This window comes from Methylobacter sp. (assembly GCF_036845245.1).
In the GTDB taxonomy this organism is placed as follows: domain Bacteria; phylum Pseudomonadota; class Gammaproteobacteria; order Methylococcales; family Methylomonadaceae; genus Methylobacter_A.
Genome location: NZ_DAIUEH010000015.1, coordinates 68,683 through 91,687, shown reverse-complemented (window position 1 = coordinate 91,687; position 23,005 = coordinate 68,683). Strand labels below are relative to the sequence as shown.

At 48.5% G+C, this 23,005-nt stretch carries 18 protein-coding genes; 14 read left to right on the top strand and 4 right to left on the bottom strand.

Annotated elements, in window-relative coordinates:
- Positions 1-430: 430 nt before the first annotated feature.
- The 3 genes from dnaB (at position 431) to V7051_RS08790 (ending at position 3,639) form a co-directional block, all read left to right on the top strand.
- Positions 431-1,825: a replicative DNA helicase gene (gene dnaB / locus V7051_RS08800; RefSeq protein ID WP_333874577.1), complete on the top strand. Its 1,395-nt coding sequence runs from the start codon at positions 431-433 to the stop codon at positions 1,823-1,825.
- Positions 1,822-2,937, top strand: a complete 1,116-nt coding sequence (gene alr / locus V7051_RS08795; protein WP_333874576.1) for an alanine racemase — start codon at positions 1,822-1,824, stop codon at positions 2,935-2,937. The genes dnaB and alr overlap by 4 nt, the downstream gene beginning before the upstream one ends.
- Positions 2,938-3,267: 330 nt before the next feature.
- Positions 3,268-3,639 carry a hypothetical protein gene (locus tag V7051_RS08790; RefSeq protein WP_333874575.1) on the top strand — a complete coding sequence of 124 codons (372 nt, stop codon included), beginning with the start codon at positions 3,268-3,270 and terminating at the stop codon, positions 3,637-3,639.
- Between the two features lie 38 nt (positions 3,640-3,677).
- On the opposite strand, the gene V7051_RS08785 is transcribed toward V7051_RS08790, so the two are convergent.
- From V7051_RS08785 to V7051_RS08770, 4 genes are all read right to left on the bottom strand, one after another.
- Entirely contained in the window at positions 3,678-4,001 is a 324-nt protein-coding gene (locus V7051_RS08785; RefSeq protein WP_333874574.1) for a flagellar protein FliT, read from the bottom strand.
- A 100-nt stretch (positions 4,002-4,101) separates the two neighbouring features.
- Positions 4,102-6,789: a flagellar filament capping protein FliD gene (fliD, locus tag V7051_RS08780; RefSeq protein ID WP_333874573.1), complete on the bottom strand. Its 2,688-nt coding sequence runs from the start codon at positions 6,787-6,789 to the stop codon at positions 4,102-4,104.
- Positions 6,790-6,834: 45 nt separating this feature from the next.
- Positions 6,835-7,227 (bottom strand): flagellar protein FlaG, encoded by a 393-nt coding sequence (locus V7051_RS08775; protein ID WP_333874572.1) that lies wholly within the window; start codon positions 7,225-7,227, stop codon positions 6,835-6,837.
- A gap of 70 nt (positions 7,228-7,297) precedes the next feature.
- Positions 7,298-9,391: a flagellin N-terminal helical domain-containing protein gene (locus tag V7051_RS08770; RefSeq protein WP_333874571.1), complete on the bottom strand. Its 2,094-nt coding sequence runs from the start codon at positions 9,389-9,391 to the stop codon at positions 7,298-7,300.
- A 512-nt stretch (positions 9,392-9,903) separates the two neighbouring features.
- Here V7051_RS08770 and fliS point away from each other — a divergent pair.
- The 11 genes from fliS (at position 9,904) to V7051_RS08715 (ending at position 22,924) form a co-directional block, all read left to right on the top strand.
- On the top strand, positions 9,904-10,317 hold the full coding sequence (gene fliS, locus V7051_RS08765) for a flagellar export chaperone FliS (protein ID WP_333874570.1): 414 nt from the start codon (positions 9,904-9,906) through the stop codon (positions 10,315-10,317).
- A gap of 13 nt (positions 10,318-10,330) precedes the next feature.
- Positions 10,331-10,531: a hypothetical protein gene (locus V7051_RS08760; protein ID WP_333874569.1), complete on the top strand. Its 201-nt coding sequence runs from the start codon at positions 10,331-10,333 to the stop codon at positions 10,529-10,531.
- A gap of 93 nt (positions 10,532-10,624) precedes the next feature.
- Positions 10,625-14,851 carry a tetratricopeptide repeat protein gene (locus tag V7051_RS08755; protein ID WP_333874568.1) on the top strand — a complete coding sequence of 1,409 codons (4,227 nt, stop codon included), beginning with the start codon at positions 10,625-10,627 and terminating at the stop codon, positions 14,849-14,851.
- Positions 14,852-15,043: 192 nt separating this feature from the next.
- Positions 15,044-17,323 carry a tetratricopeptide repeat protein gene (locus V7051_RS08750; protein ID WP_333874567.1) on the top strand — a complete coding sequence of 760 codons (2,280 nt, stop codon included), beginning with the start codon at positions 15,044-15,046 and terminating at the stop codon, positions 17,321-17,323.
- Positions 17,324-18,454: a DegT/DnrJ/EryC1/StrS family aminotransferase gene (locus tag V7051_RS08745; RefSeq protein WP_333874566.1), complete on the top strand. Its 1,131-nt coding sequence runs from the start codon at positions 17,324-17,326 to the stop codon at positions 18,452-18,454.
- Entirely contained in the window at positions 18,451-19,152 is a 702-nt protein-coding gene (locus V7051_RS08740; protein ID WP_333874565.1) for a WbqC family protein, read from the top strand. The genes V7051_RS08745 and V7051_RS08740 overlap by 4 nt, the downstream gene beginning before the upstream one ends.
- Positions 19,149-19,790 carry a class I SAM-dependent methyltransferase gene (locus V7051_RS08735; RefSeq protein WP_333874564.1) on the top strand — a complete coding sequence of 214 codons (642 nt, stop codon included), beginning with the start codon at positions 19,149-19,151 and terminating at the stop codon, positions 19,788-19,790. Before V7051_RS08740 ends, V7051_RS08735 begins: the two co-directional genes overlap by 4 nt.
- Positions 19,783-20,442, top strand: coding sequence for an acetyltransferase (locus tag V7051_RS08730; RefSeq protein WP_333874563.1), 660 nt, complete (start codon positions 19,783-19,785; stop codon positions 20,440-20,442). Before V7051_RS08735 ends, V7051_RS08730 begins: the two co-directional genes overlap by 8 nt.
- Before the next feature lie 22 nt (positions 20,443-20,464).
- Positions 20,465-21,268: an FkbM family methyltransferase gene (locus V7051_RS08725; protein ID WP_333874562.1), complete on the top strand. Its 804-nt coding sequence runs from the start codon at positions 20,465-20,467 to the stop codon at positions 21,266-21,268.
- Positions 21,265-22,203: a hypothetical protein gene (locus V7051_RS08720; RefSeq protein ID WP_333874561.1), complete on the top strand. Its 939-nt coding sequence runs from the start codon at positions 21,265-21,267 to the stop codon at positions 22,201-22,203. The genes V7051_RS08725 and V7051_RS08720 overlap by 4 nt, the downstream gene beginning before the upstream one ends.
- 46 nt (positions 22,204-22,249) lie before the next feature.
- The gene (locus V7051_RS08715) at positions 22,250-22,924 is read left to right on the top strand and encodes a phytanoyl-CoA dioxygenase family protein (RefSeq protein WP_333874560.1); all 675 of its coding nucleotides are present in this window, start codon (positions 22,250-22,252) and stop codon (positions 22,922-22,924) included.
- Positions 22,925-23,005 lie beyond the last annotated feature (81 nt).

Genomic DNA, 23,005 nt, shown 5'->3' with positions numbered 1-23,005 from the left:
ATTGTCAAAGAGGTTTATCGGGGCAAGCACAAGAATTACTCACTGAATTGGAATTAAGTGGCGGCTCTTGTCAACTTGCGCTATCGCTGTATTTAGGAAAGATGTCTAGTATCCGCAATAGATTTTAATGCTATGAAATTAAAAGATATCGTGAATTCAAGTAATAATCGCATTGAGATTAGTGAGCGTAAGTTAGTTATAATGTTAAGCAATATTCTCTATTAATCTAGAACAGCGTTAAAGTTGCTCAGTTAATGTTGATATCTTATTGATTAAATAATCATTTATTTTATGTTGATCGTGGTTAAGACTGAGCTTAACACAGTTCCTCTCATTACTCCCCTGTGTTGTATCCTTTTAATAATCGTTCTGTGTTTTTGTAAGTTTTTTATGCTGTGTTTTATAATTAATGTCTTTATCACTGTGAATTATGTCTGAAAATTATTCGTTTGATCGTGATTATTCGCTGGATTCTTTAAAAATTCCCCCTAATTCTATTCAGGCCGAGCAATCGGTTTTGGGTGGATTAATGCTAGATAATCAAACCTGGGATTCCGTATCGGATAAGGTGGTTGAAGGTGATTTTTATCGAAGGGATCACCGGCTGATTTTTAAGACGATAGAGCAACTGGCTGAAAAACAGATTCCTTTCGATGTGATTACCATATCGGAAGCTTTGGAAGCGATAGGTGAACTGGAAAATTCCGGCGGACTATCCTATTTAGGGATGCTGGCAAAAGACACGCCCAGTGCTGCGAACATTGTGACTTACGCGAACATCGTCAGAGACCGGTCCGTACTGCGGCAGTTGATTCATGTCGGCACCGAGATTTCAGACTCCGCGTTCAATACCGAAGGCCGTGAGACGGCCGATTTGCTTGAGAATGCAGAACGCGAGGTATTCAAAATCGCAGAACAAAGGCAGCGGGGGCAGGGTGGTTTTGCAACCATCAAATCGCTGCTGGCGCGTGCTGTCGATAAAATTGAGACGCTGTTTGAACAGGAAGGGTCGATTACCGGCGCGGCTACAGGATTTACCGATTTTGATGAATTGACTTCCGGCTTGCAACCGGCCGACTTGATAATAGTGGCTGGCCGGCCTTCTATGGGTAAAACCACTATTGCGATGAATATGGCAGAAAATATTGCTATTAAAGGCGATAAGCCGGTTGCGGTATTTAGTATGGAAATGCCAGGGGACTCGTTGGCGATGCGTATGATGTCCTCATTAGGCCGTATTGATCAGCATAAAATCAGAACCGGTAAGCTTGAAGACGATGAATGGCCGCGTTTGACTTCAGCTATCAATTTACTGGCTGAAACCAAATTATTTATCGATGACACCCCCGCATTAACGCCGACCGAAGTACGCTCAAGAGCCCGGCGTTTGGCGCGCGAACATGGCCAGCTGGGTTTGATCGTGTTGGATTATTTGCAGTTGATGCAATCGCCTTCTAGCGGTGACAACAGAGTGCAGCAGATTTCCGATATTTCCAGAGGCTTAAAGGCGCTAGCCAAGGAACTCAATGTTCCCGTTGTTGCATTGTCCCAGCTTAACCGTAATCTTGAGCAGCGTCCAAATAAACGCCCGATGATGTCGGACTTACGCGAGTCGGGCGCTATCGAGCAGGATGCCGATTTGATTGTGTTCGTGTATCGGGACGAAGTATATAACGAAGACAGTCCTGATAAAGGTATCGCGGAAGTCATTATCGGCAAACAACGTAATGGCCCGTTGGGGACCGTCAGACTTACATTTCTTGGCCAATATACTCGTTTCGAAAATTTCGCCGGGAATCCATATAACAGTGGGGATTATGAATGACCCCAGCAGCCTATGCTGTGTTGAACCTGGATGCGGTTCGGCATAATTTGTCCAAAGTACGTAGCTGTGCGCCGAGCGCTAAGGTAATGGCGGTTATCAAGGCCAATGGGTACGGACATGGTTTGCTGCGTATTGCCGAAGCTTTGCAACCTGTCGACGCCTTTGCTGTCGCAAGGGTTGATGAAGGCATTCGATTGCGCAAAGCAGGATTTAAAAACAGAATTGCCGTTTTAGAAGGGTTTACCTGTATCGAAGAATTTAACGAATTGTTGGATTATCAATTGGAAGCGGTGGTGCATTCCGTAATTCAGCTGGAAATTTTTGAAGCAGGAACGGAGCCAAATGAGACTTGTGCGGTTTGGTTGAAACTCGATACCGGCATGAATCGGTTGGGTTTTAAGGCAAAAGAGTTTAGTTCAGCCTATCAGCGGTTAAAACAATGTACCCAGGTTAAGCAGCCGATCAATTTGATGACGCATTTTGCCTGCGCCGACGATTTCAATGATGATAAAACACCAAAGCAAATCTGTTTGTTTAATGAAACGATTGCAGGTTTATCCGGTGAACGCAGCATGGCTAACTCGGCAGCTATATTGGGCTGGAAGCAATCTTTAAGTGATTGGGTGCGTCCCGGAGTTATGTTGTACGGTATATCGCCCTTTCCAGATTCAACAGGGCAACAACTGGGGCTAAGGCCTGTTATGGAGCTGCGTTCGCGATTGATTGCGGTCAAACAAATCGAAGCAGGCGACAAAGTCGGTTATGGTGGGAGTTGGACATGCGAAAAAGCTACAATAATGGGCGTTGTGGCGATAGGCTATGGCGATGGTTATCCTCGTTATGCTAAAGTCGGAACACCTGTTTTGGTCGGTGGTCGACGCGTCCCGCTTATCGGCAGGGTTTCAATGGACATGATTACCGTTGACCTGGGAACTGGCGTTCATGCAAAACCGGGCGACCCTGTAACTTTGTGGGGTGATGGCTTGCCCGTTGAAGAAATTGCTCAATGGGCAGATACGATTCCTTACGCTCTGGTGTGCGGCGTTACCCAGAGAGTTCAGCTAGTTGAAAAGCATTACGAGCTAAATCTCCGACAATATTATCAACGATAAAGGTAGTGAGTAAGATTGTGTGATTCATCAAGGCAAGTCGATCTGTTTTACGCTCTTATGGCAAAGAATTTCGAGGCAATCTGCGCGTCGGAATCAAGCTACCGGTTTAACATCAACGCTGGGTATGACTTGTAAACTGATCTGTATAATTTTAAGGCAAACTTCACCTAAACCAATTATAAGAATAATCCAGTTGATTACTAATGCTATGTTTTAATAGCATTTTTAGTGTAATATATTTTGAGTCGTTATAGACAGCTTGCAATTTCCGGCCAACATCAAAAGTTAACTTAGGATATAAAATTAATAATGACTAACGAAGCAGATCAAATGCAGGCCGAACAAATAGCGACACAAATTCAGCAGGCTTTATTGCTGGCCGAGCAGGGTGATCTGACAGGGTCGGAAGCGCTTTATCATAAGGTTCTGGAGCAAAAACCGGAATATCCGCTGGCTTTATACGGTTTGGCGCAACTTGCTGGCGCAATTGATGATCAGGAAATTAAGGAAGTGCTGTTAAGTCAGGCTATTGAACAGCTCGTTGATAAAACAAGTCCTGAACAACAAAGCTTGGCAGCAACTTGGTTAACAGAGCTTGCTGAAGTATTATTTAAACTTAATCGACCAATTGATGCGATGAATTGTCTTAGACGATGTGAAAATTTAATTATGGAAAATCTAAAAGTTCCGCCTGCATGTTAGAACCCTAAAAAGTATTACCGACAGGTAAAATAAACTATTTACAATGAATTATCAGCCATTGTCTGGTAAGCCTTGTTGCCTTCACGAGCATGTTTCATATGGCGCAATTCCTCAGCGGCTTGGTCGCGCTGTTGAATGATCAGGTTAGTGATGGTTTTGTCAATTAGCTGAATTTCTTTCACTATATCGGCCAGCTGTAACTTTGTTGATTCCGTAAGTGTTTTCTCACCAAAAAACATTTCCAACATGGCACTGCGCTGTTGCTCCTGTGACTCAAACTTATCCCAATCATCCAATTCTGCCGCTCTTAACATAGCTTGGGTTAAGTTAAGTAATTGATCAGCTGTAGTGTGTATATCCATGTAGGCTCATTTTTCATTAGCGCATATCGATCAAAATAGCGTTGCGTAAAGCTGTTTGTATTGATTTTAACTACATCAGTCAAGAAGGTTCATAGCCGTTTCAATTATTAGATTTTGGTGCAAATTGTTGAGTCAGATAGCTGGCAGTGGACTGCATTTGTCCGACTAAGGCATCCATTCTATTAAATTTATCATACAGTTGTGTTTGGTATGTAGCCATCTTGTCAGCAAGTTTAGTGCGTGCTGTAGCAATGTCAGTCAGGCTTTTTTGAAAACTATTGGTTTTACTAGTGATAGAGCCTGTTGAACTAAGTAAATTGGTCATTACTTTATTCAGATCTTCGATTAAGCCGCGTGAAAAATCTACTGTGCCTTTGGAGCCAGCAGTATTGTCGCTGATTAAAAGCTTCAGCCCTAGAGAGTTGCCATCTGTTGATGTTAATGCTTGGCCTTTGCCTGTGGCGGCGAATCCTCCAATAGTTCCGGCAACATCCTGACCGGGGGTACCTGCGCCGACACTGAACAGCGAGCTGGTATTATCGGTAATCTCGACTTTAGATGATGCCCCATAACTTTTGGAGGTGATAACCATCTTGGTTCCATCATAAATGACACCAACGGATACACCTGAAGCCTTTATTGAGCTGTCACTGTTGATACGGGATTGTATTTCCGTAGCTAATTCAGTATAGCTAGTATAAGTTTTAGGCGTTAATGCAATAGTGCCTGACTGAGTACCATCCACTTTGATTGCGAATGTATTAAGTGTCGGAGCTACGGTTGTAGAAGTAGGCTGGCTTGCACCAGTAAGTGCTCCTTTAGTAGCGTTGGTGCCGGCGGTACCTGCGCCATTACTTAATCCCATATTAGTGGTGGAGTTGTTGGCAATTTCCACCTGAGAAGCCGTGCCGGAACTCAGCGACGTGATAACCATATGTTCACTGCCTGGAGTTGCGTCATACCTTACGCTAACTAATGCGCCCGAGGCATGAATGGTGCTGTCAGTGTTGATTTTATTCTGCATTTCCGTGGCCAATGCGTCATAGCTGGCATAGGTGCCGGTAGTTAACGCAATAGTGCCGGAAAGAGTGCCATTCACTTTAATTTGAAAAGTGTCACTTCCTGGGAGCACGTCCAAGGAAGTAGGAGTTGTGCCATTTATCACGCCTGGAGTAGCATCGACACCGGCTGCACCGTTACTAACACCTAATCCCAGAGAAGTATTATCCTCAGTAATGTCCACCGAAGAAGATGAGCCGGAGCTATTGGATGTGACAACCATCTTGGTTCCATCATAAATGACGCCAACAGATACGCCCGATCCATTTAGGAGGCTGTCAGCATTGATTTGATTCTGCATTTCTGCAGCCAAATCGTTATAACTGGCATAGGTTTTAGGGGTTAACGCAATAGTGCCTGACTGAACGCCATCCACTTTGACTTTGAAAGTCTCATTTCCTGCTGCGGACACTGTCAGAGAAGGAAGGTTTATGCCATTCAGTACGCCTTGAGCAGCAGCTTGTGTGATGTCGATTGCATATTGACCTGCTTTGGTATCGGCTGTGCTGGTTGAATACGAAATATTAGGGTTAGAGGGACGACCTAATACTGCAAATACCGAGGTTACACCTGAGCGGTTCGAGGCCAGTTGACTGTTTAACTTGGCGCTATCCAGAGCCAGCGTGCCGTCTTTTTGGGTGGTGATGCCAATATCCGCTAAAGATTTTGCTGAGCCGTTAAGACCGTTTACCATAGCTCCCAGTTTGGAGCGCAATTGCGCCATGGAGCCGATTATCGTAGCGTCACCTTGTAACAATCCGCCTTTTTGGTTTGTTGCGTCGTAAGTGACCAAGGGGTTTACGATCGTAGTTAAATCATTATAACCTTTAACGAAGGCATTGATGGCGGTGGTAATATCGTCATTATTCTGACTAATGCCGACATTGACAATTTTACCTGGTTGGGCTTGTTGAAGATTAAGCGCGAGGCCTTTTATAGCGGTGTTAACAGTATTGGATGAACTTAGTATATCTAATCCGTTAATGGCCAGTTTAGCATCCTGGGCTGTCTGGGGTTGGATCATATTGGTAGCCGCCGCGTTAAACGCCAGAGCCGAAAGGCCAGACGTATCGGTATCATTGTTATCGCCAGTATCGGTAACGCTGATCTCCATGCTGTTATTTGCACCAGTCTGGGTCGAATTTAAAACCAGACGGGAGCCGCTATTATCCGTAATAACTGCCGCTGTTACGCCCGCGTTGGCTTTATTGATGGCGTTGCTTATTCCTGCCAAGGTGTTATTGCTGGAATCAATGTTCAGAGTTAGTGTGCCTTGACTACCGCCTTGATTAAAACCAGTGTAAATATCAGTTGCCGGGTCGTAAGTGGTCGTACCGAATTTAATGGTTAGTGTACCGGTACCTACCGTAGACGTGGCGGAGCTCAAAGGTGTGGAAGCCAGAGTTTGGCTCTTGGCTAATTGTTTAACTTCCAGGTTGTAACTGGCCAAGTCGGCATTGCTGCTCGCTGTGGCGGTTACGGTAGAGGTATCGCTGGAGGTGACAGTGAGCTTCTGAAAGGAACTGAGGTTTGTCAGAGCAGTTAGACTGCTCTGAAATGATGACATCGCACTTTTAATGTTGCCGTAGGAGGAAATCTTGGTTGTTATCTCCGCTTGCTGAGTGTCCAGTCGCGTGGTGGCGGGAGTCTGTTCAGCCGAGACAAGATTGGTCACTAAGGTTTTAATATCAAGGCCGGAGCCAAGGCCTGTTGAAGTAATACCAGTCATTGTTCAATCCTCCACAATCATAGTTTAAGCGCGGATACCTATTTGTTAAGCCTGCGCTTTAAATAATACGCCTGTTACGTCATCCAGTCGTTTGACAAGCTTGAGCACATCCTCACCCGGTATCTGTCGAATGACTTCATTGGTCTTGGTATCCTTAATTTGCATAACCATATGCCCCGAAGCTTCATCCATGGAGAAACCCAAAGAGCGCTGAGCCATTTGAAAGAAATTGTTGATATCTTTAACCGCATTGGAGATTTCTTGCTTGGTTTCCGGGTCATTTAGGTCTTTATGTTCAGGTAATTTGACCTGCATTGCTTCTGGTGCCTTAGATACAGCACTGACAGATTCTCCTGATTGTGGGTCCTTTTTGGGGGGCGCCTGCACTAACCCGGAACTTTGTACCGGGGGTGCTGAAATCGCATTTAAAGTGTCCATGAAGCCTCCTTAATGGTAAGGCCAAAAAGGGCGACGGTCATAGACCGCCACCCTGTTTTAAGTTGAATAATTAACGTAATAAAGCCATCACACCTTGACTAGATTGGTTAGCCTGAGCCAGCATCGCAGTACCAGCTTGTTGCAGGATTTGGGTGCGACTTAATTCCGCAGTTTCGGATGCAAAGTCAGTGTCTTGAATACGGCTGCGAGATGCGGTCATATTTTCTGATGAAACCTGTAAGGTAGAGATTACCGAGGTAAAACGGTTTTGTATCGCACCCATCGCTGCGCGTTTGGAGACAACTTGGTTAATTGCGTTATCGATTGCCTTGATTGCCGCCGTGGCGCCAGAAGCGGTGGTTACATCCAGGCCGCCGCCGACCACAGCGTCGTCGTTGTTTTGGGCAACCAGGCCGAACTTGGCCAAACCGGTACCGCCTGAGGCAGTGCCGTCACCATCAATCCTGATTGAGCCGCCATCGGATGAGGTTAAGCTGATGTGTCCGCGTACACCAACAAACTGGCCAGCGGCGATAGGTGTTGGAACAGCAACAGAAGGATTATCGGAGACTCCGGTGACAACGCCGTTGCCTGTTGCCCCTGAGCCATCATCGTCGGCAACGATAATATCGACGCCTGAATCCGATTTTAGCAATAACTTACCGGTAGCGGCATCAGTGGATGCTTTAACGCCGGCAACCCCAGCATTATTGATTGCGGTGACCACATCCGATAAAGCGACATCGCCTGCCGCAAGCGAAATGACAGTGCCGTTAATGGAGAACTTGTTGGTCGCTCCCAATGTCGATCCGGCTATTGTGACATAGGCCGAGGTTGAGGCTGTTGCAGTGACATGGGTTTGGTCGCTGATGCCGTTGATCGCGGCGGCTTTATCTGCAGCACTACCGGTTGCGGTGGGGCCAACCAGAACACCATTGATTTTTACCACGTCGGTCGAAGTGGTTGTGGTGTTGTAAACACCAGCTGCCGTATTCAACAAGGTAGTGGCTGCTGTACCGTTAGCGGCTGAAGCAGAAAGTTGCCCATCTCCGATCACAGCGCCGTTCCCGGTTCCTTGGTTTAAACCGAAGGTGTTGATTTTGCTTGGATCGTTAGCCGCCAAAGTGCCGATTTTTATATCGGAGCCGTCGCCGCTGGTCAAACCAAGAAAACCGTTATAGGTTGCTGCGGTTAAACCGGTATTGGTGGTGGTGCCGCCAATCGTTATTGCCGCACCGTCCTGGTTAGTCAATATCAGATTGCCGTCTTTGCCGATAGAGGCATCGACGCCGCCGACCTGCCGGTTGATATTGTCCGCCAATTGCGAGAGCGAGACTGCGGTGTCTATGATCACCGCAGTGCCGGTGGTACCGTCAGTCGCGTCCACAGTGATGGTTAAGCCGGTAACCGCGTGTGAGGCGTCCACTGAGGCACGGGCGCCGGTAACCTTGTTAAAGGCATCCGCAGTAACGCCGGATGTTGAGGAGGCACTGTTAACCGCCGCTTCCAAGCCCGCTATGTTCGCGCTGGTAACACCCGCCGTAACGCCAGTTATAGACACGCCGTTAATGGTCATGTCGCCTAAGTTAGTTGCTGTAGTTGCAACCCGTCCGGTATAAGTTTGTCCGGCCGCCACGGAACTATTCAGTGACAATGTTTTGGTATCGGTTTGGCCGATGGTGAAGCCAATGGTTTGACTGGCGTAGGCGCCGACCTGAATGTTACGGCTTTGATTTGCACCGGCACCGGAAAACAGTTTTATACCGTTGAAGTCTGTGGTGGAGGAAATCCGGTCAATTTCATCGTAAAGCGACTTGACTTCGTTCTGGATAGAACCGCGGTCTGTGTCGCTGTTGGAGTCGTTGGCAGACTGTACGGCTAACTCACGCATCCGTTGCAGGATGTTGCTCATCTCGCCTAAACCGCCTTCAGCTACTTGTGCGATTGAAATACCGTCGTTGGCATTACGTACTGCTTGGTTAAGGCCTTTGATTTGCGCTGACATGCGTTCGACAACCGCTAAACCGGCTGCGTCATCTTTTGCGCTGTTGATGCGAAGGCCGGAAGATAAGCGTTGCATAGCTTGCATTCCAGCAGCTTGTGATTTACTTAAATTGCGTTGCGCATTCAACGCACTGATATTGGTATTAATATATTGGGCCATGACGCTTCTCCTAAATGGATATTTATTTTGGTTTTAGTGTGTGGGAATGTTTTTGCATCCCTCGCAACCTGAAACTTTTATCGGCGTAGCTTTAAGAAACTTTAATTTTTTTTATAGTTGTTGTTAATTGGGTATCTGCATTTTTATAATGCGGCTTACAGGCGCCATATATACTCAAAAACCAGAAATTAAATATCTTAAATATCATTGTAGCACTCAGAAGCAAAAAGGATAACATCCCTATTTACACGGTTAATTCGTGGAAATACTCGACGGAACCAATGACGGAGCGATATGGCTTACGAAGATAGCTATAGCTTTAGCCGGTACTTATAGTCTGGGATGATTTCTGACCTATGAAAACTATCGAGTTGTGTCGGCAACTATCGCTGTAGGTTTATATTGCTCAGGCAAAAAATAATTAATTGGCTGGATTTTTATAAAAAAGATAAAGTTTTTGTTGAAACTGTCGCTACAATCATCAGGTGCTTCAGGTAGTGGGGCGCAACATAATGATTAATGAGGATAGAACAATGAATGCTGTATCAGCCATAAAACAATATCAGCAAGTGAGTGTTAACAGTTCTGTAATGGGCGCGTCGCCTCATCGTCTTGTGCAAATGTTGATGGAAGGCGCTTTGGAACGGATTGCAATTGCAAAAGAAAGCATGGTGCGTAATGAAATCGCCATGAAAGGCCAAAATATCGGTCACGCCATTCAGATTGTAGGTGGGCTGCAAGGCTCTTTAAATATAGAGGCGGGCGGCGAGGTTGCAGAAAACCTGAGTAATCTTTATGACTATATGGTTCGTCGTTTGTTAGCCGCAAATAATCAGAACGATGTAAGTATTTTGGATGAAGTTTCCGGTTTGATGATAGAAATTAAAATGGGCTGGGATGCAATGCCTGATGCCTATAAGCATTAGTTTTGGAGGTTTTGTGATCAATTCAGTGGGCAATGCAGGTGGGGCCGGATTGATAGCTGCTGTTATGAAAGAGGCGACAGCGACACAGGATGTAGAGTTTGCTCTCCTTAAAAAAAGTCAGGATATGGATAAGGCAAACGGAGAGTCGGCTTTACAGTTAATAGCCTCAGCGACCGCTGCCACGAGTTCCGGGCGAATCGATATTCACGTTTAATCGATACGGCAGGCTATTGATCAACACGAGCGGCCTATGCCTTATTCTTTAGTTGGGCGCTAATATCTTAATTTAAAACTGTTTTTACACATCATGAACGAGTCCACTGCGCCTCAGCAAGGTATCACCCAGATTTTTGAGCAAGCCGTGGACAAAGTTCTGCAACTGGCATTAACCTACCAACAAGCCAACCAAAGCCAAGATGCCGAAAGCCTTTATCAGGCTATTCTGCAAACGCAGCCGAATCATCCTGAGGCTAACTATAATCTAGGGCTTCTGATCTTGCAGACGAAGCGGGCTATTGATGCGCTCACTTATTTCGAAGCTGCCTGTAGGGCGAAACCTGAGCAGGAGCAATACCGGCTAAGTTATATTGATGTGCTACTCCAGTCGGGGCACGCTGAAACAGCACAACAAATTCTGGAGCGGTCTATTCAATACACTGATACTAAAACATCACAGCTTGCAACGCGGGAAATTACAAAAGAACAAGCTGAACCGGAATCGATCAAGAAGGCATCGTCTTGTAATGGCCGAGGAATAGCCCCTGAACAATCGGAAATCAACGAGCTGGTAGCGTTTTATGGGCAAGGACGCACCACTGAAGTGGAAGTTATGGCCCGGTCTCTTAGCCAACATTTTCCGGAATATGGGTTCGGCTGGAAAATACTGGGCGTTGTGCTACAGCATCATGGTTGTTACGAGGAAGCGCTTACAGCCTTGAAAAAGGCAGCGGAACGGTTACCTAATGATGGTGAGGTGCATAGCAATTTGGGTTTTGCGTTCAATGCCCAAGGTCGGTTTATTGAAGCCGAGGCCAGTTACCGTCGGGCGGTAAGTGTCGCCCCGGACTCTTTTTTGGCCCATAGCAATCTAGGTTATGGGCTCTTAAATCAAGGCAAGCCGGCCGAAGCGAGTTTCCGTCGAGCGTTGGAGATCAAGCCTGATTTTGCTGAGGCGCATAGCAACCTGCTTTTCAGTCTCAGCCATAACGAAAAGGTGGATGCGACCGGTTTGTTTGCCGAACACTGCCGCTTTGGCGAACAGTTTGAAGCGCCGATACGTACATGCTTGCCGCAGCATAGTAACTCGCGTGAGCCGGAACGCTGTCTCCAAGTCGGCTTTGTGTCCGGCGATTTATGCGACCATGCCGTGGCCAACTTTATCGAACCGGTGCTGGAACATCTGGCGGATTATTCGCAATTGGCGCTGCATGCCTATTACAACCACAACGTTGAAGACAGCGTTACTCTGTGTCTGCGTAAGTATTTGAAACACTGGCATTCGGTTGTCGGCTTAGCGGACGACGCGTTGGCGGAAAAAATACGCGCCGACGGTATTGATATTCTGATCGACCTTTCGGGACACACCGCCAAAAACCGGTTGTTAACTTTCGCCCGCAAGCCGGCGCCGGTGCAAGTCAGCTGGATGGGCTATCCCGGTACCACGGGCCTGAGCGCTATGGATTATTTCCTGGCCGATCGTTTCCTGCTGCCTTCCGGACAATTCGACGATCAATTTACCGAAAAAATCGTGCAACTACCGGCTAGTGCGCCGTACCAGCCGAATATGGAGGCACCACTGGTTAATGCTCTGCCTGCTTTGAGTAACGGCTATATTACTTTCGGCAGCTTTAACCATTTAAGAAAGCTTGGCCCGTCGGTCATCGCCCTGTGGTCGCAATTGCTGCGCGCCTTGCCCGATTCCCGAATGGTGTTGGGGGGCATGTCGGAAGATGGTCAATACGGTGTATTGATCGACTGGTTTGCCAAGGAAGGCATCGCGCGGGAGCGGTTGAGTTTCTACTCGCGTTGCGGCCTGGCAGAGTACCTTGCCCTGCATCAGCAGGTGGATATGTGCCTGGATACCTTTCCTTACAATGGCGGTACTACGACCCTTAATGCGTTGTGGATGGGCGTGCCGACACTGACGCTGGCGGGGGAGACGGTGCCGTCCAGGCAGGGAGCTACCGCTTTGGGCCATGTGGGGTTGAACGCTTTTGTCGCTCAGGATACGGCGGATTTTGTACGGAAGGGCTTGTCCTGGGCGGGGCATCCTTCCTCGCTGGCCAGTATACGTAGCCGGCTGCGTGAACGTTTTGGGCAATCGGCGATAGGCCAGCCAGCGATGGTTGCCGCAGGCGTGGAATGTGCGTTGCGCATGATGTGGCAACGCTGGTGCGCTGGCTTGCCTACGGAATCATTTGAGGTTAAGCTGCAAAACATGAGTAAAATCGTGGATAAATCAATGAGCAGTAAAGGAAGCCAGTCAAATAAGTCCGGATCAAAAAAATCGACCATGAAGGTTGTATCCGGGAAAAAAAAGCAAAACACACCTGACTTCCAAGAGCTCAGTATGCTGGCAGCGCTGAATGACCAAAATCGGTTTATTGAAGTAGAGGCGTTAGCCCGGTCATTTACTACGCGTTTCCCTTTAGAAGGTTATGGCTGGAAAGCCTTGGGCGTTGCGCTCCAGAAGCAGGGGCGTATTGCGGAAGCGCTGGCAGCTATGCAGAAAGCAACTGATGTGTCGCCTGATGATGCTGAAGCGCATTGCAAATTGGCTGTTTATCTCCATCAGCAGAACCGGTTAGTGGAGGCCGAAGCCAGCTTGCGCCGGGCGCTGGAAATCAAACCGGATTACGCAGAAGCGCATAGCAAGCTGGGAAGTATTTTCCGGGATCAAGATCGGTTGACCGAAGCTGAAATTAGTCTGCTTTGCGCGTTGAAAATCGATCCGAATCAGGCCGATGTGCAGAATAATTTGGGAAATGTTCGATGGCGTCAGAATCGACCTGACCAAGCCAAAACCTGTTTTCTGAATGCGTTGGCGATTAACCCGAAATTCGCTGAGGCTCATAACAATCTGGGCAGCATTTTCTTTGCTCAAGGTAATCTTGCTGAAGCTGAAGCCAGCTTCAGCAAGGCGGTGGCGATAAGTCCCGATTTCGGTGAAGCGCATAATAATCTGGGCTACGTTTTTTTACATCAGCGCCGCCTGCCCGAAGCCCAAGCCAGCCTCCAGAGAGCATTAGAGCTTAGCCTGGATGTCGGTGAGGCGAGAAGTTCCGAACTTTTTTACCTCACTCACAACGATACGGTTGATGCTACAGCCATATTTACCGAACATCGCCGCTTCGGTGAGGAGTTTGAAGCGCCGCTACGGGCATTTTGGCCGCAACACAGCAATTCGCGCGAGCCGGGCCGCTGTCTTCAGGTCGGCTTTGTGTCCGGCGATTTTTGCGATCATGCAATGGCCAATTTTATCGAACCGGTGCTCGAGCATTTGGCCGGCTATCCGCAATTAGTGCTGCATGCCTATTACAATCACAGTCTTGAAGATGATGTGACCCGGCGTCTGCACCGGTATTTAAAACATTGGCATCCGGTAGTCGGCTTATCGCATGCGGCTTTGGCCGAAAAGATACGCGCCGACGGCATCGATATTCTGATCGATCTTTCAGGGCATACCGCTAAAAACAGGTTGTTAACTTTCGCCCGCAAGCCGGCACCGCTTCAGGTTAGCTGGATGGGCTATCCCGGCACCACGGGCTTGACTGCCATGGATTATTATCTGGCAGATCGTTTTCTTTTACCGCCCGGGCAATTCGACGATCAATTTACCGAAAAAATCGTGCGTTTGCCTGCTTGTGCGCCTTATCAACCGAATAGTGCGGCACCACCGGTTAGTGCTCTGCCTGCTTTGAGTAATGGTTATGTCACTTTCGGCAGTTTCAACCGGCAGAACAAGCTCAGGCAGTCAGTTATCGGCGTGTGGTCGCAATTGCTGCGTGCCTTGCCTGATTCCCGGATAGTGTTGGGCGGCATGCCGGACGATGATCGATACGAGACACTGATCGACTGGTTCGCACAAGAGGGCATCGCGCCGGAAAGGTTGAGTTTCCACAGCCGTTGCAGTATCCCAGAGTATTTTGCGCTGCATCAGCAGGTAGATATTTGCCTGGATACATTTCCGTATAATGGCGGCACCACCACGCTTAATGCGCTGTGGATGGGCGTGCCGACACTGACGTTGGTTGGGGAAACGGTTACAGCCAGGCAGGGTGCTACAATTTTGGGCCAGTTGGGGCTAAACGCTTTTGTCGCTCAGGATGCCGCGGATTTTGTGCGAAAAGGCTTGTCTTGGGCCAACCATCCAGACTCACTGGCCAATGTGCGCGCGCATCTGCGTGAACGTCTTCAACAATCGGCGATAGGTCAGCCGTCGATGATTGCCGCAAGTGTGGAATTTGCCCTGCGGATGATGTGGCAACATTGGTGTGCGGGTTTACCTGCGGAATCATTTGAAGTTCAGCCCTAGGCCGGGCATGAATAAGCTAAAAAATCTCCATAACTATTAAGGGAAGCGCAAAATGTGCTTAGCTCTCAGGAGAGTAATGTACCGACAATGCGGCTGCCTAATGAAAAAAAGAGATCCGGTTTCCTACTTGAAAATATAAAGGCATAATTACAGCTTCGCCAAGGTGGCTGTCGGGGGCAGGAAGAAAAACGTATGTCTAAATCAAAAACTAAAAAGCTTTCCAAGTCCGGCAAAGCATCAAAAAAGACGGCGTCGGCCAGTCCCAATCCTCAAGAAATCACAAGAATGACGGCGCTTTTTAACGAGGGGCGCGTCACTGAACTGGAAGCACTCTTCAAAACCTGGACATTACGTTTTCCTAAATATGTGCCGGGTTGGCAGGCATTACGATCGATACTGACGCAACAGGGACGAAATGCAGAGGCGCTGGAGCCGATACAGAAAATAGCGGAACTCTTGCCGGAGGATGCCGAGGCCCAATTTCATTTAGGCAATATCCAGCAGGAGCTTGGACAAGCGGTCGACGCAGTGGCGACTTATCGCCGGACGCTGGAAATCAAACCCGATTTTGCGGAGGTGCACAACAATTTGGGCAATGCCCTGCAAGCACTCGGGCAACTTGATGATGCAGTGACATGCTATCGTCAGGCGCTGCGGGTAAAGCCCGATAACGCCGATACGCTCAACAATTTGGGCCACACCCTGCAAGCTCTCGGTCATCTGGATGACGCGATAATATGCTATCACCGGGCGCTGGAGCTTAAACCCGATTTTGCCGAGGCCTATAACAATCTGGGCAATGCCCTGCAAGATCACGGTCGGCTCGATGACGCGGCGGCATGTTATCGCCGGGCGCTGGAACTCAAGCAGGATTACGCCGATGCTTACAGCAACTTGGGCAATACTTTATTAAAACTTGGGCAGCCCGATGACGCAATGAGCAGTTATCAACGGGCGCTAGCGTTGAATCCCGATTTATCCGATGTGCACAATAACATAGGCAATATCCTGCAAGACCGTGGACAACTTGAGGAGGCAATGGCCTGTTATCGCCGGGCGCTGGAGATCGAGCCTGATTTCGCCGAAGCGCACAGTAACCAGGGAAGCATTTTTTTTGGGCAGGGCAGTTTGCTTGAATCCGAAGTCAGTTTCCGTCGAGCGTTGGAGATCAAGCCTGATTTTGCCGAGACGTATAGCAACCTACTTTTCTTTCTCACTCACAACGAAAAGACTGATGCAAAAATGTTGGCTGTCGAACACCGACGTTTTGGCGAACAGTTTGAAGCGCCGCTGATTGCGCTTTGGTCACAGCACAGCAACTCGCGAGCACCTGCGCGCTGTCTACAAATAGGCTTTGTATCCGGCGATTTACGTGCTCATGCGGTGGCCAGTTTTATTGAGCCGGTGTTGGAGCATCTGGAGGATTATCCACAATTGGCATTGCATGCCTATTACAACCACAACGTTGAAGATAGCGTTACTTTACGTCTGCGCAAGTATTTTAAACACTGGCATCCAGTTGTCGGTTTATCGGACGACGCGCTGGCGGAAAAAATACGTACTGACGGCATTGACATCCTGATCGACCTTTCGGGACATACCGCCAAAAACAGATTGTTGGCCTTTGCCCGCAAGCCTGCGCCGGTGCAGGTCAGCTGGATGGGCTATCCGGGCACAACAGGCTTGAGCGGTATGGATTATTACATGGCGGATCGTTTTCTATTGCCGCCCGGCCAGTTTGACGATCAATTTACCGAAAAAATCGTGCGTTTGCCGGCTTGTGCGCCATACCAGCCGGATATGTCGGCGCCACCGGTTAATGCTTTGCCTGCTCTGGGCAACGGCTATGCCACTTTCGGCAGTTTCAACCGGCAAAGCAAGCTGAGTCCGTCAGTCATCGGCTTGTGGTCGCAACTATTACGCGCATTGCCTGGTTCACGCATGGTATTGGGCGGCATTTCGGAAGAGGGGAAATACGGTGCATTGGTTGACTGGTTTGCAAAAGAAGGCATCGCACGGGAGCGGCTGAGTTTTCACGCACGTTGCGGCATAGCCGATTATCTTAGACTGCATCAACAGGTGGACATGTGTTTGGATACCTTCCCTTATAATGGAGCAACCACGACGCTTAATGCTCTGTGGATGGGCGTACCGACATTGACGTTGGTTGGGAGAACGGTTACAGCGAGACAGGGCTCTACACTTTTGAGTCAGGTTGGGCTGGATGCTTTTGTCGCTCAGGATGCGGCGGATTTTGTGCGGAAAGGTTTGTCCTGGGCGGGCGATCCTGCCTCGCTGGCTAATGTGCGCGCGCATCTGCGTGAACGTCTTAAACAATCGGAGATAGGCCAGCCGGCGGTGGTGGCTAAAAGTCTGGAATATGCGCTGCGGATAATGTGGCAACGCTGGTGCGACGGTTTACCTGCGGAATCATTTGAAGTGAGTCGGCAAGACAATGTAAGAGACAAGTAAATGACTGAATCAAAAAAAACGTCACCGATTTATGTTACCCAACCCTTAATGCCGCCTCTGGATGAGTTTATTCCTTATTTGGAACAAATTTGGGACAACAAGCGTCTAACCAATAGCGGCCCGTTTCATCAGCAACTGGAACAAGCCTTGTGCGACTATCTGGGCGTGAATTACGTTTCCCTGTTTGCTAACGGCACGATGGCGCTGGTGACAGCCCTGCAAGCGCTACGCATTACCGGTGAAGTGATCACGACACCTTATTCCTTCGTAGCCACCGCGCACTCATTGCTGTGGAACGGCATCAAGCCTATATTCGTGGACATTGACCCGGTTACGCTGAATATCAATCCCGAGAAAATCGAAGCGGCCATCACGCCGCAAACAACCGCCATCATGCCGGTACATTGCTACGGTTATCCCAGCGATGTAGAGCGCATTCAGCAGATTGCCGACAACTACGGGCTCAAGGTGATTTACGATGCCGCTCATGCTTTCGGCGTGCAGCATTTTGGCGGTAGTGTGCTCAACCACGGCGATTTGTCGGTACTCAGTTTTCACGCGACTAAGGTATTCAATACTTTCGAGGGCGGCGCCATCGTCTGTCCTGATGCCAAGATTAAGCAGCGCATCGACCACTTGAAAAACTTTGGTTTTGTCGACGAAGTTACCGTGGTAGCTCCCGGCATTAACGGCAAGATGAGCGAGATCAACGCCGCCTTTGGCTTGCTGCAATTAAAATATATTGATGAGGCCCTGCAAAAGCGCAAAGCCATTGATGCACATTACCGCGAAGGCCTGGCAGGAGTGAACGGCATTCATTGTCTGGCCGATGCCGGAGGCGATGTGGCAAATTACGCTTACTTCCCGATTCTGGTACAGCCGGAGTATCCGCTCGACCGTGATGCGCTGTATCAAGAGTTACGAAATAATGATATTCATGCGCGGCGCTACTTTTACCCGTTGATTAGTGATTTTCCAATGTATCGGGGCATGCCTTCTGCGGCGCAGGCAAATTTGCCGGTGGCGAGAAAGGTGGCGAGTGAAGTGATTTGTTTGCCGATTTATCCTGCTTTATCGAACGACCAGGTTGATGTAATCGTTAAAATAGTTGCGGGACAGTCTGGCAAATGACATCCATTGCCATCATGCAGCCTTATTTTTTGCCCTATATCGGTTATTTTCAGTTGATGGCCGCGGTGGATAAATTTGTGGTGTTTGATGATGTGAATTTTATTAATCGCGGTTGGGTCAACCGCAATCGGCTGTTGCTGAATGGCGCTGCCCATACTTTTACGGTACCGCTGCGCGGCGCCAGCCAGAATAAGCTTATTTGCGACATTGAACTGGTGGATGAGCAGGGTTGGCGGGACAAGCTGATGCGTACCATAAGGCAGGCTTATGTGCATGCACCGTGTTATGCTCAAGTGGTAGCCTTGACGGAGCATATTGTTAATTATCCTTCGATTCGGCTGGATGAGTTTTTACTCAATAGCTTACGGGAAGTGTCGGATTATCTGATGCTGGAGGCGGAAATCGTAGGCACCTCGCGTATTTATCAAAATACCCATTTGAAAGGGCAGGATCGTATTTTGGATATTTGTCGGCAAGAGCGGGCCGATACTTACGTCAATCCGATCGGTGGCGTAGATTTATATGATAGGGCCGTTTTCCTGAAACAGGGGATACCGCTTAAGTTTTTGCGTCCGGGATTGATTAGCTACAGTCAAGGGAAAAGCGAACATGTGCCTTGGCTATCGATTCTGGACGTACTGATGTTTAATGAGCCGGACGCCATTCGGCAACTGCTTGGTGAGAGGGATGTGCTTTGAAAGAGCGTAAACATCAAACAATTATTGATCATTATGAAGCTTGCCTGTCCCGGCATGGCGATTCGCACCTGGGTGTCGATTGGCCCAATAAACAAGATGCGGAAAAACGCTATGCGGTAATGTTGGATGTGATCCGCGAGCATCAAGCAGGGGTGACGCTGCTTGATTTTGGCTGCGGCGCTTCGCATTTATATGATTTTCTACAGCGAAGCGGACGTTCCGGCATCACTTATCATGGGCTCGATGCTTCGCCCGCTTTTTATGAATTATCCCGGAATAAATATCCTGAAAACGCCTATTATTGCCTGGATGTGATTGCCGAACCTGAAAAATTGGCTGAGTTCGATTATGTGGTTATGAACGGCGTTTTTACCGAGAAATGCGCTCTTGAATTCGATGAAATGTTTGAATATTTCAAGCAGGTATTAGCTGTGGTATTTTCAAAAGTCCGTTGCGGTCTTGCGTTCAATGTGATGTCCAAGGCGGTGGATTGGGAGCGGGATGACTTGTTTCATTTGCCTCTTGATGCCCTGGTTGTTTTTTTGACTAAGGAGATTTCACGTCATTTTGTGATACGTAACGATTACGGGTTGTACGAATATACAGTCTATGTTTATAAGGAGCCGTTGTATGGCTGATGTGGTGATTTTTGGTATAAAAGATTTTTCAGAGCTGGCGCATTATTACCTGGAGCGGGATTCCGCACATAAAGTGGTCGCGTTTAGCGTTAATCGTGATTACCTGCCGGAAGATCCGGTATTTCGCGGCTTGCCGATAGTCGCCTTTGAAAATGTTGAATCGATTTATCCTCCCGGTAACTATGCGTTTTTTGCGCCGATGTCGCCGAGGAACATGAATCGCGACCGCAAGGCTGTTTACCTGGCGATCAAAGCCAAGGGATATCAGTGTATTAGTTACCTGAGCAGCAAAGCCATAGTATTCGACAACGAAATCGGCGAGAACTGCTTCATCCTGGAAAATAACACCATCCAGCCGTTTACTCGCATCGGCAATAACGTCGTCTTGTGGAGCGGTAATCACATCGGGCATCACAGCGTGATTCACGATCATGTGACGTTTACCTCGCATGTGGTGATGTCCGGGCACTGCGATATTGGCTCATATAGTTTTTTTGGCGTGAATTCGACTTTACGCGATGGACTGCGTATTGCTGAAGGCAGCTTTGTCGCGATGGCATCGGCCGTCATTAAAGATACCGAAGCCTGGGGAGCTTACAAAGGTAATCCTGCCATTAAGTTGAACATACCAAGCACGAAGATAAAGTTGTAGTTAACCACATCAGGAAAAAATAATGACGCACAAACGGACATTTGTTCCCTTGGAGAGTTTGGTGGATGCGGAATCTCTAAAAAAAGCCGATACTTTTAATTTGGATGATTTCAGGTACAGCGCCACAGTCAGAGGAAAAAAAATCGACTGGCTTTGCCTGTCCCGTAGATTGTTGTGGATGGCTTCAGGCCATGAGCATATAGAGCCTGAGCTTTTGGACTGGATTGACCAACTACCTTCAGGAGAAGTTTTGTATGACGTCGGCGCCAGTAACGGGATATTTTCGATATACGCGGCGGCATGCGGTTTGCGGGTTATTGCGATTGAACCCGATCCACTGAATTATTTTTTGCTGGCTTACAATAATTATCTTAATTCGACGTCATCAGGAACCGCACTTGAAGGGTGTTACAACCTGGCTATTTCCAAAGAAATGGCGGTTGGCCATATGCATATAAAACATATGGAGCTGGGCGGGCATGAAAAGATTCTGGACAAGCCTACGGATGTTTTCGGTGCTGATTTTCAGCCGGCGCATTCGCATCCGGTCTTAAAATGCAGGCTGGACGATTTGGTGGAGACGATGGGGCTGCCGATGCCTCGGTACTTAAAAATCGATGTCGATGGATCGGAAGCCGAAGTGCTGGAAGGCGCTAAGTCGTGCCTGAAACAGGTCGAGTCTATTTTTATGGAATTGACCGAAGAATTCATCAGTTCGGCCGCTTTTTCCGTTTTTGAAAGTCATGGTTTTATTCTGCAGGAAAAATATCAAGTACAAAATTATCAGGGGCTTTTCAACTGTATTTTTAAAAGAAGAGCGGCGTGATCTCGTGGACTAAGCGCGGGCTAATCTACAGTATTGATGGGCGGCTGCCTTGGGCGCGTTCGCATGCCCAGATTCCTACTGTCGATGTAGTGGATGACAACCGGTTGGAGGTGTTTTTCAGTAGCCGCGATGACGCCAATCGCAGTTTGATTGCACGCATGAAAGTGGATGCCGCCGATCCGGCCAACATCCTTGAGATTCAGCCGCAACCCTTGTTGCAACTCGGGTTGCCGGGAACGTTCGACGATTGCGGCATGATGCCGTCTTCAATCGTGAATTGGCAGGGATTGAAGTATTTGTATTATATCGGCTGGAATGTGCGCAATACCGTGCCGTATCACAATTCTATAGGTTTGGCGGTCAGTGACGATGGCGGATGCACGTATCGTCGCCTGTTTGACGGTCCGGTGATGGATCGCACGGCTGAAGAGCCTTATTTTTGCGCGACCACCTGCGTCCGGATTGAAAATGGCGTTTGGCGCAACTGGTATCTGTCGTGCACAGGCTGGGAAAGCATCGGCGGGCGTATGGAACCGCTTTATCATCTCAAGTATGCCGAATCGGACGACGGCATCCATTGGCGCAGGGAAGGGCAAATCGCGATTGACTATGCCGATGCGGCCGAGGGCGGCATTGTGCGTGCCAGTGTGTGCAAAGATGGCGCGCTTTATCGCATGTGGTACAGTTACCGCGGCCATACCGATTACCGTGAGACGCGTGCGAATAGTTACCGCATCGGCTATGCCGAATCCGCTGACGGCATGGCCTGGACGCGCCTGGACGATCAAGCCGGTATCGGGCTGAGTGATAATGGCTGGGATTCTTTGATGCTGGCCTATCCGGAAGTCGTGGATGTTGGCGGTCGCCGTTATATGTTCTACAACGGCAACGGTTTCGGACAGACTGGTTTTGGTTATGCCGAAGCTTCAGTGTAGATTTTGACGGCGCCTTGTTACCGATTTATTTTTAGAGAACCGGATAATGACTTCTGAATTCGAGCAGTATAAGTCGGATGGATTCTTCGTCGCGAAGGGCTTGTTGGATCGGCAGTGCGTTGATAAGGTAAGGCAGTCTATCGCCAAGACCTTTCTCGACCAGTTGCGTCAAATCACCGTTGATGTTGATGGAATGGAACTTTTTGATGCAATGCAAGCGCTGTATCGTTATGACCTGGAGCGCTACAAAAAGACGGCCGGGGCGGTGTGGCGAAAGCTCGATATATACCAGCTGCTGCATGATCCCCGAATTACCGGTTTTTTGTCCGATAAATTCAGCTGGCAGGATGTTTTTGTATCGGGCGGCCAAGTGGCTCACATCATGGCGCATGAGTTAAAAATTCCGGACGGCTATTTCGGGCTCGGAGCGCATCAGGATTTTCCATCTGTACAAGGCAGCCTGGACGGTGTGGTTGTTTGGCTGCCGCTGGTTCGAGTGGATCGGGATAACTTTCCCCTGGAGGTGATTCCAGGCAGCCATAAGCGCGGCTTGTTGCTGATGGAAGGTAGCGGCAGTGCTTCATGGCAACTGCGTCCTGACCAGTATCATGAACAGGATTTCATTCCGGTGCAGGTCGATGTCGATGTTTACCGTGCACCGCAGTTCCAAAAACGGAACGCCCGGTCAATGCCGTCTGGCACTTTCCACCCGATTCGATAACGGCGGTGAAGCTACTTTTATTGAACGTTGTTACCCGACCGCTTATCAGCGAAGTGTCCATCGGGCTCAATATTTTCCGGA

Bases quoted from the DNA above. Each gene is read 5' to 3' on its own strand.
- dnaB (WP_333874577.1), top strand. From the start codon at position 431: ATGTCTGAAAATTATTCGTTTGATCGTGATTATTCGCTGGATTCTTTA.
- alr (WP_333874576.1), top strand. From the start codon at position 1,822: ATGACCCCAGCAGCCTATGCTGTGTTGAACCTGGATGCGGTTCGGCAT.
- V7051_RS08790 (WP_333874575.1), top strand. From the start codon at position 3,268: ATGCAGGCCGAACAAATAGCGACACAAATTCAGCAGGCTTTATTGCTG.
- V7051_RS08785 (WP_333874574.1), bottom strand. From the start codon at position 4,001: ATGGATATACACACTACAGCTGATCAATTACTTAACTTAACCCAAGCT.
- fliD (WP_333874573.1), bottom strand. From the start codon at position 6,789: ATGACTGGTATTACTTCAACAGGCCTTGGCTCCGGCCTTGATATTAAA.
- V7051_RS08775 (WP_333874572.1), bottom strand. From the start codon at position 7,227: ATGGACACTTTAAATGCGATTTCAGCACCCCCGGTACAAAGTTCCGGG.
- V7051_RS08770 (WP_333874571.1), bottom strand. From the start codon at position 9,391: ATGGCCCAATATATTAATACCAATATCAGTGCGTTGAATGCGCAACGC.
- fliS (WP_333874570.1), top strand. From the start codon at position 9,904: ATGATTAATGAGGATAGAACAATGAATGCTGTATCAGCCATAAAACAA.
- V7051_RS08755 (WP_333874568.1), top strand. From the start codon at position 10,625: ATGAACGAGTCCACTGCGCCTCAGCAAGGTATCACCCAGATTTTTGAG.
- V7051_RS08750 (WP_333874567.1), top strand. From the start codon at position 15,044: ATGTCTAAATCAAAAACTAAAAAGCTTTCCAAGTCCGGCAAAGCATCA.
- V7051_RS08745 (WP_333874566.1), top strand. From the start codon at position 17,324: ATGACTGAATCAAAAAAAACGTCACCGATTTATGTTACCCAACCCTTA.
- V7051_RS08740 (WP_333874565.1), top strand. From the start codon at position 18,451: ATGACATCCATTGCCATCATGCAGCCTTATTTTTTGCCCTATATCGGT.
- V7051_RS08730 (WP_333874563.1), top strand. From the start codon at position 19,783: ATGGCTGATGTGGTGATTTTTGGTATAAAAGATTTTTCAGAGCTGGCG.
- V7051_RS08725 (WP_333874562.1), top strand. From the start codon at position 20,465: ATGACGCACAAACGGACATTTGTTCCCTTGGAGAGTTTGGTGGATGCG.
- V7051_RS08715 (WP_333874560.1), top strand. From the start codon at position 22,250: ATGACTTCTGAATTCGAGCAGTATAAGTCGGATGGATTCTTCGTCGCG.